At 62.4% G+C, this 12094-nt stretch carries 12 protein-coding genes; 9 read left to right on the forward strand and 3 right to left on the reverse strand.

Going from position 1 to position 12094, the window contains the following annotated elements:
• The first annotated feature begins 424 nt into the window (after nucleotides 1–424).
• Nucleotides 425–1714: an MFS transporter gene (locus AWB79_RS04845; RefSeq protein ID WP_061166242.1), complete on the forward strand. Its 1290-nt coding sequence runs from the start codon at nucleotides 425–427 to the stop codon at nucleotides 1712–1714.
• A gap of 79 nt (nucleotides 1715–1793) precedes the next feature.
• Here AWB79_RS04845 and AWB79_RS04850 read toward each other — a convergent pair whose 3' ends face one another.
• Nucleotides 1794–2783, reverse strand: coding sequence for a LacI family DNA-binding transcriptional regulator (locus tag AWB79_RS04850; protein WP_061166243.1), 990 nt, complete (start codon nucleotides 2781–2783; stop codon nucleotides 1794–1796).
• Between the two features lie 199 nt (nucleotides 2784–2982).
• Here AWB79_RS04850 and AWB79_RS04855 point away from each other — a divergent pair, with 199 nt between their 5' ends.
• The 3 genes from AWB79_RS04855 (at nucleotide 2983) to AWB79_RS04865 (ending at nucleotide 6299) form a co-directional block, all read left to right on the forward strand.
• Entirely contained in the window at nucleotides 2983–3813 is an 831-nt protein-coding gene (locus AWB79_RS04855) for an NAD-dependent epimerase/dehydratase family protein (RefSeq protein ID WP_061166244.1), read from the forward strand.
• Complete coding sequence (locus AWB79_RS04860) at nucleotides 3810–4718, forward strand: SMP-30/gluconolactonase/LRE family protein (RefSeq protein WP_061166245.1); 909 nt, start codon at nucleotides 3810–3812, stop codon at nucleotides 4716–4718. The genes AWB79_RS04855 and AWB79_RS04860 overlap by 4 nt, the downstream gene beginning before the upstream one ends.
• Before the next feature lie 231 nt (nucleotides 4719–4949).
• Entirely contained in the window at nucleotides 4950–6299 is a 1350-nt protein-coding gene (locus tag AWB79_RS04865) for an MFS transporter (RefSeq protein ID WP_061166246.1), read from the forward strand.
• Nucleotides 6300–6380: 81 nt separating this feature from the next.
• Here the strand turns inward: AWB79_RS04865 and AWB79_RS04870 are convergent, their stop codons facing one another.
• Entirely contained in the window at nucleotides 6381–7157 is a 777-nt protein-coding gene (locus tag AWB79_RS04870; RefSeq protein ID WP_061166247.1) for a FadR/GntR family transcriptional regulator, read from the reverse strand.
• 135 nt (nucleotides 7158–7292) lie between these two features.
• On the opposite strand from AWB79_RS04870, the gene AWB79_RS04875 reads away from it, so the two are divergent.
• From AWB79_RS04875 to AWB79_RS04895, 5 genes are all read left to right on the forward strand, one after another.
• Nucleotides 7293–8138 carry an NAD-dependent epimerase/dehydratase family protein gene (locus AWB79_RS04875; protein WP_061166248.1) on the forward strand — a complete coding sequence of 282 codons (846 nt, stop codon included), beginning with the start codon at nucleotides 7293–7295 and terminating at the stop codon, nucleotides 8136–8138.
• A gap of 121 nt (nucleotides 8139–8259) precedes the next feature.
• Nucleotides 8260–9006 (forward strand): amino acid ABC transporter permease, encoded by a 747-nt coding sequence (locus tag AWB79_RS04880; protein ID WP_061166249.1) that lies wholly within the window; start codon nucleotides 8260–8262, stop codon nucleotides 9004–9006.
• Entirely contained in the window at nucleotides 9003–9656 is a 654-nt protein-coding gene (locus tag AWB79_RS04885; protein WP_061166250.1) for an amino acid ABC transporter permease, read from the forward strand. Before AWB79_RS04880 ends, AWB79_RS04885 begins: the two co-directional genes overlap by 4 nt.
• Complete coding sequence (locus tag AWB79_RS04890; RefSeq protein WP_061166251.1) at nucleotides 9640–10368, forward strand: amino acid ABC transporter ATP-binding protein; 729 nt, start codon at nucleotides 9640–9642, stop codon at nucleotides 10366–10368. The genes AWB79_RS04885 and AWB79_RS04890 overlap by 17 nt, the downstream gene beginning before the upstream one ends.
• A gap of 48 nt (nucleotides 10369–10416) precedes the next feature.
• Nucleotides 10417–11214 carry a transporter substrate-binding domain-containing protein gene (locus AWB79_RS04895; protein WP_061166252.1) on the forward strand — a complete coding sequence of 266 codons (798 nt, stop codon included), beginning with the start codon at nucleotides 10417–10419 and terminating at the stop codon, nucleotides 11212–11214.
• Nucleotides 11215–11217: 3 nt separating this feature from the next.
• Here the strand turns inward: AWB79_RS04895 and AWB79_RS04900 are convergent, their stop codons facing one another.
• Nucleotides 11218–12084, reverse strand: a complete 867-nt coding sequence (locus AWB79_RS04900) for a LysR family transcriptional regulator (RefSeq protein WP_061166253.1) — start codon at nucleotides 12082–12084, stop codon at nucleotides 11218–11220.
• Nucleotides 12085–12094: the final 10 nt, after the last annotated feature.

Here is a 12094-nt window from a genome sequence, read left to right on the forward strand (position 1 = left end):
GATCATACAGGCGCCGCCTCGCGGCTCGAAGGCGGGCGGCGTTTTTGCATTCGTAATGCGGAATTCAAAACGCCAGCTTGCATGCAGAACGCAAAACGCAGATGCGCCCTGGAACACAACGGAGAGCCAGGCGTTGCGCGCCTTTTCGGAAAATATCTAGAAAACGATTAACTCAGAGGTGCATGTCGCTATGGATGGGGCCGTGGCTTCGAAAGCCAACCAATGGCGTGATGTTTCAGCCAAACTAGGGCAAACACCAGGATGGTGAAAATCCATCAAACCCACTATTCTTCGAAAAACGTTTTCCATAAATCAGGCCGGCAAGCGGTTCGACCGATCCGTATCGCCCAAGCCCACGGCGCTCGTCGCCGTTCACGCAACAAGAACGCGGCACGACGAGCGCCGCCGCGTCCCGGAGACTTTCATGAACACTGTCGTTGCCGGCGTCGTGCGAACTGCCAGCCGTTATCGCTGGACCGTGTGCGCGCTGCTTTTCTTCGCCACGGTCATTAACTATATGGACCGGCAGATCCTCGGTCTGCTCGCTCCGATGCTGCAGCACGACATCGGCTGGACACAGGTGCAGTACGGCCGCATCGTGATCGCGTTCTCGGCGTTCTACGCCATCGGTCTGCTGTGTTTCGGGCGTATCGTCGACTGGCTCGGCTCGCGCATATCCTACGCGCTCGCGATGTTCATATGGAGCATCGCCGCGATGCTGCACGCGGCCGTCGGTTCCGTGATGGGCTTCGCGATGGTGCGCGCGCTGCTCGGCATCGGCGAGGGCGGCAACTTCCCGGCGGCGATCAAGACCACGGCTGAATGGTTCCCGCGCCGCGAGCGCGCACTCGCGACCGGCATTTTTAATTCCGGCGCGAACATCGGCGCGGTCTTCGCTCCTGCGATCATTCCGGCGCTTGCCGTGGCCTTCGGCTGGCGCTCGGCGTTCGTGCTGGTCGGTGCGATCGGCATCGTGTGGCTGGCCGTGTGGTTCGTGATGTATCGCGAACCGGACGGCAGGGCGCATGACGACGAACTCGCCGACGAAGGCGACGAAACCAAGGCCGTCGATGCAGCCAACGCGAAAGCAGGCGCGCCGGGCTTCAAGGTGCTCATCAAGAAGCGCGAGACCTGGGCGTTCATCGTCGGCAAGTTTCTGACGGACCCGGTGTGGTGGTTCTATCTGTTCTGGCTGCCGAAGTGGCTCAACGAATCGCGTGGCATGGACATGCAGCACATCGGTCTGCCGCTCGTCGTGATCTATGCGATCACCACCATTGGCAGCATCGGCGGCGGCTGGGTTTCCTCGGCGCTGCTGCGTGCGGGCTGGACGGTGAATGCTGCACGCAAGACCGCGATGCTGATCTGCGCATGCGCCGTGTTGCCGATCGCGTTCGTCTCGCAAGCGGAGAACCTGTGGGTCGCGGTGGCGATCGTCGGTCTTGCGGCCGCGGCGCATCAGGGCTGGTCGGCAAACCTGTTCACGACGGCCTCGGACCTGTTCCCGCGCCGTGCGGTGGGCGCGGTGGTCGGCATCGGCGGCATGGCGGGCTCGATCGGCGGCGTGCTGTTCTCGGAAGTGATCGGCCAGGTGCTGCAACGCACGGGTCACTACTGGGTGCTGTTCGCGATCGGCGCATCGGCGTACCTCATCGCCTTCGCGATCATGCACATGCTGACGCCGAAGATGGCGCCGGCGAAGCTCGAAGCGTAATTCGCTTCAACCTGAAAGAAGTCATATCGTCATGCGCCGCGCCGCCAGCACTCGCAACATGCAGGCGGTGCGGCGCGCGTCATGCAACCGAAGCAGTCGATTCGCGCACGATCAGGCGCGGCTCGAACATGGAGTTGCCGGGGTCGGGATGACCGGCGAGGGCGTCGATGAGCTTCTGCATCGCCAGTTCGCCCATGTGTTCGCTCTGGATGTCGACGGTGGTGAGGCCGGGCGCGGCGTACGCGCCATAAGGCACGTTGTCGATGCCGGTCACCGAGACATCCTGCGGCACGCGGATGCCGAGCGTCGCGGCCTCCTTCATGAAGCCGAGCGCGATCAGGTCGTTGTAGCAGATCACCGCCTGCGGCCGCTTCGGTCCGAGCATGACGCGCGAGCAGGCCTGTTCGCCCGCGAGCGAGGTGGGCGCGTGCGCCTCGTAGATGTCGAGTTCGAGGCCCGCTTCGGCGAGGCACTCGCGGGCGCCGCGAATCCGTTCGTCGTTGATGCGCGCGTGCTCGAAACCGAGGTAAGCGATGCGCCGATGCCCGAGGTCGAGCAGATGGCGCGCAAGCATGTAGGTGGCGAGGCGGCTGTTGATGCCGACGCTCGGAATGGGCAGTTCCGCATTGCGCAAGAGCACCACGGGCTTGTCGAGGTCGAGCATCCACTGCGCGTTTTCGTCGGGAAGGCGCGAGCTGACGAGCAAACCGTCGACGCGCTGCGCGAGGGCTTCGATGAGCGGCCGCTCGCGCGCCTGCTGCTCGTCGATGTCGACGAGCAGCAGCGTGTAGTCGTGCCGCAGCGCAATGCGGTTCGCGCCCTTCACGACATTGGTGAAGTGCGGGTTGCTGATGTCGAGGATCGTGAGTCCGATAGTGCGCGTCTTGCCGGTGATCATCGAGCGCGCGAGCGGATTGGAGCGATAGCCGAGCGTGTCGATCGCTTCCTTGAGCTTCGCTTCCACCGGCGCGGAGAAACGCTGCGCGCCGTTGATGTACTTGGACACGGTCGCGACCGATACGCCCGCAGCGGCGGCGACGTCGCGAATAGTCGGGGAAATTTTCTTCATCAGGAGGGTAACGTTTTCGCGGTGTTAACGGATTGTCGCAGAAATTCGGGAAACAATGACAATTCGTTATGCATTTTGCGTGCATTATTCTGCACGCAAAGTGCCAACTGACGGCCCGCAAGGCTGTTCGCCACGCACCCGAAAACGTTTTCTTCCTTTTTGCTTTCAACGCCTTACCACGAATTCGATAGGAGTCTCGATGAACCAGCCAACCGCAGCGGGCAAACCGTTCAAGCGCCTGCTTCTGACCGGCGCGGCCGGCAATCTGGGCCGCCAGTTGCGCGGCGCGCTCGCGCAATGGGCGGATGTCGTGCGTCTTTCCGACATCGCGCCGCTCGACGATGCGGCGAGCCACGAAGAAGTGCGCGCCGTCGACCTCGCGGATCGCGACAAGGTGATGCAGCTCGTCGAGGGCGTCGACGCGATCGTGCATCTGGGCGGCATCTCCATCGACGCGCCGTTCGACGATCTGATCGAAGCCAATATTCGCGGCACGTACAACCTCTATGAAGCGGCGCGCCGCTTTGGCGTGAAGCGCATCGTGTTCGCGAGCTCGAATCATGCGATCGGCTTTCATCCCGTCACCGAAATACTCGACGCGGATTCGCCGCAACGTCCGGACAGCCTGTACGGCGTGACCAAGTGCTTCGGCGAGTCGCTGTCGCGCTATTACTTCGACCGCTTCGGCATCGAGACCGTGTGCCTGCGGATCGGCTCGTCATTCGAGGAGCCGAAGAATCCGCGCATGCTCGTTACGTATCTGAGCTATCGCGATTTCATCGAACTCGTGCGCTGCTCGCTGTTCACCAACCGTGTCGGCCATGCCGTGGTGTATGGCGCGTCGGACAACCCGGTGAAGTGGTGGGACAACGCGAAGGCGGGCTTCCTGGGCTTCAACCCGCAGGACAGCTCCGCGCAGTTCAGCGGACTTTTTCCCGTCACCGCGCCTACCGCCGAACGCGACGACCCCGCGCAGCGCTTCCAGGGCGGCGCGTTCGTGCTCGGCGAGCCGATGGAGCGCAAGCAATGAGCCCAGCAGTGCGCGTGGAACGTATCGACGCGGCCGGCCGCGCGACGGTCGGCGAATGCCCTGTCTGGCGCGCGAAAGAAAACGCGCTGTACTGGGTCGATATTCCGGCGCGGCGCATCGTGCGCCTGGAGATCGACGGCGCGCGCCGTACGGAATGGGCGTTCGCCGAACAGGTCGCATGCTTCGCATTCGATGCGGCGGGACGCGTCTTGGCTGGCATGGAAACCGGCGTGTTCAGCGTGACGCTTGGCGATGCGAGCGAAGGGCAGGCTGAAAGGCTCGCCGCGCCCGCATTTCCCGCATCCGGCATGCGCTTCAACGACGGTCGTTGCGACCGGCAAGGGCGGTTCTGGGCGGGGACGATGGTGCAGGACATGTCGCTCGCGAGCGACGCCGGCGCGCTCTATCGCTTCGATGAAAAGGGCGTGCTGTCCGCGCCCGTGGTCGAGGGTTTGCTCACGCAGAACGGGCTTGCGTGGTCGCCCGATGGCAGGACGATGTATCTGTCGGACTCGCATCCGCAACGGCGCCTCGTCTGGGCCTTCGACTTCGACCCCGACACCGGTATGCCGCATTCAAAACGCATTTTCGCGGATCTGCATCATTACGCGGGACGTCCCGACGGCGCCGCGGTCGATGCGGACGGCTGCTACTGGACCTGCGCGAACGATGCGGCGCGCCTGTTGCGTTTCACGCCGCAAGGCAGGCTCGATCGCGAGATCCCGTTGCCCGCCAGCAAACCTTCGATGTGCGCGTTCGGCGGCAGCGATCTGTCCACGCTCTACGTGACGACGATCCGTCCGGCAACCAATGCCACTGAGTCCGACGGCTGCGTGTTCGCCCTGAACCCCGGTGTGCAAGGCTTACCGGAGCCGGACTACGCCGGCGTGTTACCGGTCGCATAATCTTCATCCGATGGGGCGATTCACTCGCCTCACCCGCAATTTTTTCGCAAAGTTTGGGATATGCGCGACGGCGTGCACCTCGCTGGCGCGCATCGAAAAATGCGATACGTGTCGCTTCGGAACCGATACCAAGGCTAAACACCAATGCTGTAGCTCCTCCTTAAAGAGTAGGCTCCGCAAGTACCTGAAATACTCGCGATCTACCGATTCTTCTATCCGGAGGAGACATAGATGGACCTTGAAGCTCGCACCATGAAGCGCGTGATGGTTCGCCTCGTGCCGTTTCTGATCCTGTGTTACTTCATTGCGTATCTGGACCGCGTCAACGTCGGCTTTGCGGCGTTGCAGATGAACAAGGCGCTTGGCTTCAGCGCCAGCATGTTCGGTTTCGGCGCCGGCATTTTCTTCATCGCCTATTTCTTCTTCGAGGTTCCGTCCAACCTGCTGCTCGAACGATTCGGCGCGCGCCGCTGGATCGCGCGCATCATGTTCACGTGGGGCATTCTCGCGGGACTGATGGCCTACATTCCGCACATCGCGCAGGCGACCGGACTGTCGAACGCATACGTGTTCTACGGCTTGCGCATTCTGCTGGGCGTCGCGGAAGCAGGCTTCTTCCCCGGCATCATCTTCCTGCTGACCTTGTGGTTCCCGGCAAAGTATCGCGGCCGTGTAGTCGGCTATTTCATGGCGGCGATTCCGCTTTCCACCGTGATCGGCGGCCCCATCTCCGGTGCGCTGCTGCAGATGGATGGCATCGGCGGCATGCAGGGCTGGCAATGGCTCTATCTGATCGAAGCTATTCCCGCATTGCTGCTCGCGTTCGTCGTGTACTTCTATCTGACGGACAGGCCTTCGGATGCGCACTGGCTCGCGAAGGAAGAGCGCGACTGGCTCGTCGATCGTCAGGCGCATGAGCGTGCGCATCGCGAAGCCGTGCATGCGTTCAGCGTGAAGGAAGCGATCTTCAATCCGCGCGTGCTGGCCATCGCGCTGATCTATTTCGGCGCCAATGCGACCAACTATGGCCTGAGCTTCTTCCTGCCGCAGATCGTCAAGTCGTTCGGCCTGACGAACCTGCAGACCGGCTTCGTCACCTCGTTGCCGTATGCGGTGGGTGTGGTGAGCATGGTGCTGTGGGGGCGGCACTCGGACAAGAAGCTCGAACGCCGCTGGCATGTCGCCATTGCGCTGATGGTGGCGGCGGGCGGCATTGCGGCATCGGCTGGCCTGGACAATCCGGTGCAGAAGATGATCGCGTTGTCGATCGCGGGCTTCGGTATCTTCGGCTGTCTGCCGGTGATCTGGACCTTGCCGGCTTCGTTCCTGTCGGGTGCGGCAGCGGCCGGTGGTATCGCCGCGATCAACTCGCTCGGCAATCTCGCGGGCTTCTTCGGTCCTTATGCGATGGGCTGGATCAAGGACAGCACCGGTGGCTTCGGCGCGGGTCTGCTGTGTCTCGCGGGGGCGGGCATGGTCGGGGTCGCGGCCGTGTTGCTGCTGCATCATGATTCCGCGCTGGAGACGATACCCGGAGCGCATGACATGGAGGAGGGTGAGCCGAATATGGCGGCTCGTTGACGCAGGCTCGTTATTTCGGTTCTTCACCGGCTGGCGCGAGGACTTCTTTCGATGAGGTTCTCGCGCTTTGCCAGGCACGTCTCACGTACCGTTTCCCTGAGCTCTGCGCAACCTCTCTCTGCTATTGATCAGATGCAGACGCATCGCGGTGCGTGCCGAATCGGCATCGCCGCGTTCGATGGCATCTGCGATCTGCTCATGCTCGCGATTCACGCGCATCAGATACTCCGCGTTCTGATCGCGCGGAATCGGCGTCGCGGTGATCCGCGTGCGCGGAATCATGCGCGTGCCGAGATGCTCCATGATCTCGACGAAATAACGATTGCCGGTTGCATGCGCGATCTCCATGTGAAAACGCAGATCGGGCGATACCGTGTCCGTCGATGTGCCGACGCTCTGCGTGAAATCGGCCAGCGCCGCGCGCATCGTCGCGAGACGGGACGCATCGCAGCGCATGGCCGCGAGTCCCGCGCTTTCCGTTTCGAGACTGATGCGCAGCTCGAGTATCGCCAGCGCATCGATGGAGCCGGCGACATCCGCGGGATCGAGTTGCAAGAGCGGCGACGCTCCCGCTTCGCACACGAACGTGCCTATGCCATGCCTTGTTTCCACGAGCCCCGCCGCCTGCAGTCGCGATAGCGCCTCACGCACTACGGTCCGGCTGACGCCGAAACGCTGCACCATCTCCGCCTCGGTCGCGAGGCGATGACCGGCGCGCAGTTCATTCGATTCGATCTGCATGCGCAGCGCCTCAACGAGCTGCGCCGTGAGACTTCGGCGCGCGGCGGGCAGGGCGATCGATGCATCGGCAAGCGGGGCTATGGGCGTGTCGGCCTGATGATCGGGTAATAGCGTCACGGCATTCTCGTCGATGTGGGTTTAACACGCGTTGACAAATCATTCGGTAAATGATGATATGCGTGATGTAGTGATATGACAACGTACAAGAAGATGCGTGCAGGGTAATCCCTAGCCGTCAGGAGACACAAGAGAATGGAACAACAAAACGGCGCGCCGACCGCAGGCGGCGCAGCGCAATTCGATCGCCTGCTGCTGACGGGTGCGGCGGGCGGAATCGGGCAGGCGATCCGGCATCGCGTCGCCGGATTCGCGCGGCACGTGCGCATCTCCGACTTGCCCGGCGTATTGGCGAGCGACGCGGCGCCTCATGAGGAAATCGTTCCCTGCGATCTCGCCGATCGCCAGGCCGTCGATGCGCTCGCCCGGAATTGCGACGCGATCATTCATCTCGGCGGCGTCTCGGTCGAGCGTCCGTTCGAGGAGATTCTCGAAGCCAACATCAAGGGCGTGTTCAACCTTTATGAAGCGGCGCGCCGACAAGGCGTGAAGCGCATCGTGTTCGCGAGCTCGAATCACGTCACAGGCTTCTATCGGCAGGACGAAATGATCGACGCCACCGCGCGCCGCCGTCCCGATGGTTACTACGGACTGTCGAAGTCGTTCGGCGAAGACATGGCGCAACTCTACTTCGACCGATACGGCATCGAGACCGTGAGCATCCGCATCGGCTCGGTTTTCCCGGAGCCGAAGGATCGCCGCATGATGGCGAGCTGGATGAGCTACGACGACTTTCACGACCTGTTGCGCCGCAGTCTCTTCACGGAGGACGTGGGTCACACCATCGTCTTCGGCATGTCGGCGAACGCGCACACGTGGTGGGACAACCGTTGCGCCGCGCATCTCGGTTTCGTCCCGCATGACTCGTCCGAGCAGTTCCGCGAAAAGATCGAAGCGACGCCGCCGCCCGCGCCCACCGACCCGGTGGCCGTGCTGCAAGGCGGCGCGTTCACGACGACAGGACCGTTCGACCCGGTTTAACGCATTCAGCATGCAATATCACGGCGTTCGTAGTATGTCGTCATACATCCAGCGCGGCCTTCGAGTGATCCTCGCAGGCCGCATCGGGTAAGCGCCCGACATCACAGGGACCTTTGCCGCCATGTTTTCTCTCGATTTCTCACCGCTGTTGCCGTACTGGCCGACGTTCCTGCTGGGCGCATGGCTGACGCTCAAGATGACCTGTGTGGCCGTGTTCTTCGGCCTGATCGTGGGCATGCTGGTCGCGTTCGCCAAGCGCGCGAAGGTGCCGGTGCTCACGCGCCTTTGCATCATCTATATCGAGGCCGTGCGCAATACGCCGTTCCTCGTGCAGATCTTCCTGCTTTATTTCGGGCTCGCGAGCATCGGCTTGCGCATGCCGACCTTCGCGGCCGCCGCGCTTGCAATGACGATCAACATCGGCGCCTATGCGGCCGAAATCATTCGCGCGGGACTGGAATCGGTGCCACGCGGGCAGATCGAAGCGGCCGAATGCCTCGGCCTGTCGAAGTGGCGCATCGGCTGGCATGTGATGCTGCAGCCGTCGATCGAAAAGGTGTATCCGGCGCTGACGAGCCAGTTCCTGCTGATGATGCAGGCCTCCGCGATCGCCTCGCAAATTTCGGCTGAAGAACTGACCGCGGTCGCCAACACCGTGCAGTCCGATACGTTCCGTTCGCTCGAAACCTACATCGTGGTCGCCGCGTTGTATCTCGCGTTGTCGCTGATCATCAAGCTCATTGCATGGGCGGTGGGAGAGCATCTCTTCAAGCGGCGTCGCGCGATCCGTCTCGCGGCAAAACGCGCGGGCAAGACGCCGCCCGATTCGCAGCGCATCGATACGGTCATTCCCGGAGGTGCGGCATGAGCGGCGGATTCACGGCTGCGCACCTTGCCTACCTGGTGCAATCGATCGGCTGGACGCTGGTGTTGTCCATGCTTGCGTTCATGCTCGGCGGCATCGGCGGCTTCGTCGTGATGCTCGCGCGCATCTCGCCGCGCGCCTGGCTCGCACGCGCGGCGCTCGTCTACATCGAGGCGATTCAAGGCATTCCACTGCTGATCCTGCTGTTCATCGTGTACTTCGGTCTGTCCGTGTATGGCTATCAGGTGCCTGCGCTCTTCGCGGCCGGCCTTGCGCTGATGGTCTATTCGAGCGCCTATCTCGGCGATATCTGGCGCGGCTGTATCGAAGCAATGCCCAAGCCACAGTGGGAAGCCTCGGAGTGTCTGTCTCTCACGCGCTGGCAGACATTGCGGCTCGTGATCATTCCGCAGGCGATGCGTCTTGCCTTGCCGCCCACGGTCGGCTTTCTCGTGCAGCTCATCAAGATGACATCGCTCGCTTCGGTGATTGGTTTCGTCGAGCTGACGCGCGCGGGGCAGATCATCAACAATTCGATCTTCCAGCCGTTCCTCATCTTCGGACTGGTCGGCGCATTCTATTTCGTCCTGTGCTATCCGCTTTCGCGCTGGAGCCAATCGATGGAGAACAAGCTCAATGTCAGCAATCGTTAAGGTCGGCGATATTCACAAGAGCTTCGGCTCGAATCATGTGCTCAAGGGCGTGTCCTTCGAGGTCAACAAGGGCGAGATGATCGCGGTCATCGGCGCGAGCGGTTCGGGCAAGAGCACGGCGTTGCGCTGCATCGACCGGCTGGAGACGATCGATCAAGGTCAGATCGAAGTGTGCGGCATTCGCGTCGACGATCCCAAGGTGGATCTGCATCTCTTGCGGCGTGAAGTGGGCATCGTGTTTCAAAGCTATAACCTCTTTCCGCATCTGACGGTGGAAGAGAACATCATGCTCGCGCTGCGTCATGTGAAGAAGATGCCGAGCGACGAAGCGAAGCGCATCGCGACGAACGTGCTGGAGCAGGTCGGACTCGGGCAAAAGGCCGATGCGTATCCCGAGCAACTGTCGGGCGGCCAGCAGCAGCGCGTCGCGATTGCGCGCTCGCTCGCGATGTCGCCCAAGGTGATGCTGTTCGACGAAGTGACATCCGCGCTCGATCCGCAACTCACGGGTGAAGTGCTGCGCGTGATGGAAGACCTCGCGGCGGACGGCATGACGATGCTGCTCGTCACGCACGAGATGGCGTTCGCCAAGCGCGTCGCGGACCGCATCATCTACATGCATCAGGGCAAGGTGTGGGAAGTGGGCGACGGCAGCATGCTCGACGCGCCGCGCACGCCGGAACTGCGCGCATTTCTCGATAACGGACTTTGATGGTCGCAACATCAATTCATGCAACATCCATAACGACGGAGACATAACTTGAAAGCCAGGACAATCTTTGCACGCGCGGCGCTCGCTACCTTGATGATGGCAGGCGCGGCACATAGCGCGATGGCCGATCAGCTCGACGACATCAAGAAGGCGGGCGTGGTGCGCGTCGCGGTCGCGATCGGCACGCCGCTGTTCAGCTATGCGGACCAGAACCTGAAGCCGGCGGGCTCCGATGTCGATACCGCCGCCGCGCTCGCGAAGGATCTCGGCGTGAAGCTCGAACTCGTGCAGATCACCAATGCCGCGCGCATTCCCACGCTGCAGGCCAAGCGCGCCGACCTCGTGATCTCGTCGCTCTCCGTGACGCCGGAGCGTGCCAAAGTGGTCGATTTCTCGCAGCCGTATGCGGTGATTTCGATCATCGTGGGCGGCGTGAAGAGTGTGAAGGTGAAGGACTACGCGGACCTCGACGGCAAGACCATCGGTCTCACGCGCGCAACGGTGAACGACACGCTCACGACGCAACAGGCGAAGGGCGCGCAGATCCAGCGCTATGAAGACGACGCGACGCTGATCACCTCGATGGTCACAGGTCAGGTCGATGTCTTCTCCAGCACGCCTTCGAACCTGAAGGAAATGCAGGACCGCGCACCGCAACGCAACATCGAGATGAAGTTCGAGCAGAAGACTTTCGATCTCGGCATCGCGATGAACAAGGATCAGCCGCGCCTGAAGGAATGGGTGAACAACTGGGTCAACACGAACATGAAGAACGGCAACCTCAACACGATCTACAAGAAGTATCACGGTCGCGATCTGCCGGACGCCACGCGCAAGGGCGCCTGAGCTTCATGACAGCCACGCGGGATCTTCGAGCGCCCGCGTGACATGCTTGACCGCCGTGGCGCATGCGGGATTGTCCGTCTGCGTGCGCCACGCGAGCAGTAAATCGGCGGTCACATCTTCCAGTCCCGTGAGCGGCTTGAACGCGACATCGGGAAATCTCACGCGCTGCGCCGATTGCGGCACCAGCGCGACACCCAGACCGGCACCCACGAGCGCGAGTATCGAATGCGTCTGCGTAACGTGCTGCGTCTTGGCCACCGTCACGCCCTTCGCGTGCAGCACGCTGGTGACGAGCCCGTGAAAATACACGCCCTCCACGGGCGGATACGTAATGAAGCTCTCGCCTTCGAGGTCATGCAGCACGATCGTGTCGCGCGATGCCAGGCGATGATCGAGCGGCACGATCGCGCATAACGGCTCGCGATACACGCGCATCGACGCGACGCCCGGCTGGATGATCGGCGGGCGCGACAGACCCATGTCGATCTGCTCGTCGCGCAACGCGGCGAGCTGTTGCGGCGAACTCATCTCACGCAAGGTCAGCGACACCTCCGGCATTTCCCTGCGCAACAAAGCGACGAAGCGCGGCAGAAACACATAATTCGATGCGGCCGTGAACGCAATGGTGAGCGAGCCGGTATCGCCGGCCGCGATGCGCCGCGCGTCGAGCACCGCATCGCTCGTCTGCGCGACGATGCGGCGTGCCGAGCGCGCGAACGCCGAGCCCGCGGGCGTCAGACGAATGGCGCGTGCACTGCGGTCGAATAGCGCGGCGCCGACCGCGTGTTCGAGCGCCTGAAACTGCCGCGTGAGCGGCGGCTGCGTCATGTTCAGGCGTTCGGCCGCACGCCTATAGGGTCTGGGGCGTATGCGTCGGCAA

It is taken from the genome of Caballeronia hypogeia, from assembly GCF_001544875.2.
GTDB lineage: Bacteria > Pseudomonadota > Gammaproteobacteria > Burkholderiales > Burkholderiaceae > Caballeronia > Caballeronia hypogeia.

What these genes read in the sequence shown, in the direction of transcription:
- AWB79_RS04880 (WP_061166249.1), top strand. Translation starts at nt 8,260, where the DNA reads ATGTTTTCTCTCGATTTCTCACCGCTGTTGCCGTACTGGCCGACGTTC.
- AWB79_RS04885 (WP_061166250.1), top strand. Translation starts at nt 9,003, where the DNA reads ATGAGCGGCGGATTCACGGCTGCGCACCTTGCCTACCTGGTGCAATCG.
- AWB79_RS04875 (WP_061166248.1), top strand. Translation starts at nt 7,293, where the DNA reads ATGGAACAACAAAACGGCGCGCCGACCGCAGGCGGCGCAGCGCAATTC.
- AWB79_RS04890 (WP_061166251.1), top strand. Translation starts at nt 9,640, where the DNA reads ATGTCAGCAATCGTTAAGGTCGGCGATATTCACAAGAGCTTCGGCTCG.
- AWB79_RS04860 (WP_061166245.1), top strand. Translation starts at nt 3,810, where the DNA reads ATGAGCCCAGCAGTGCGCGTGGAACGTATCGACGCGGCCGGCCGCGCG.
- AWB79_RS04865 (WP_061166246.1), top strand. Translation starts at nt 4,950, where the DNA reads ATGGACCTTGAAGCTCGCACCATGAAGCGCGTGATGGTTCGCCTCGTG.
- AWB79_RS04845 (WP_061166242.1), top strand. Translation starts at nt 425, where the DNA reads ATGAACACTGTCGTTGCCGGCGTCGTGCGAACTGCCAGCCGTTATCGC.
- AWB79_RS04855 (WP_061166244.1), top strand. Translation starts at nt 2,983, where the DNA reads ATGAACCAGCCAACCGCAGCGGGCAAACCGTTCAAGCGCCTGCTTCTG.
- AWB79_RS04850 (WP_061166243.1), bottom strand. Translation starts at nt 2,783, where the DNA reads ATGAAGAAAATTTCCCCGACTATTCGCGACGTCGCCGCCGCTGCGGGC.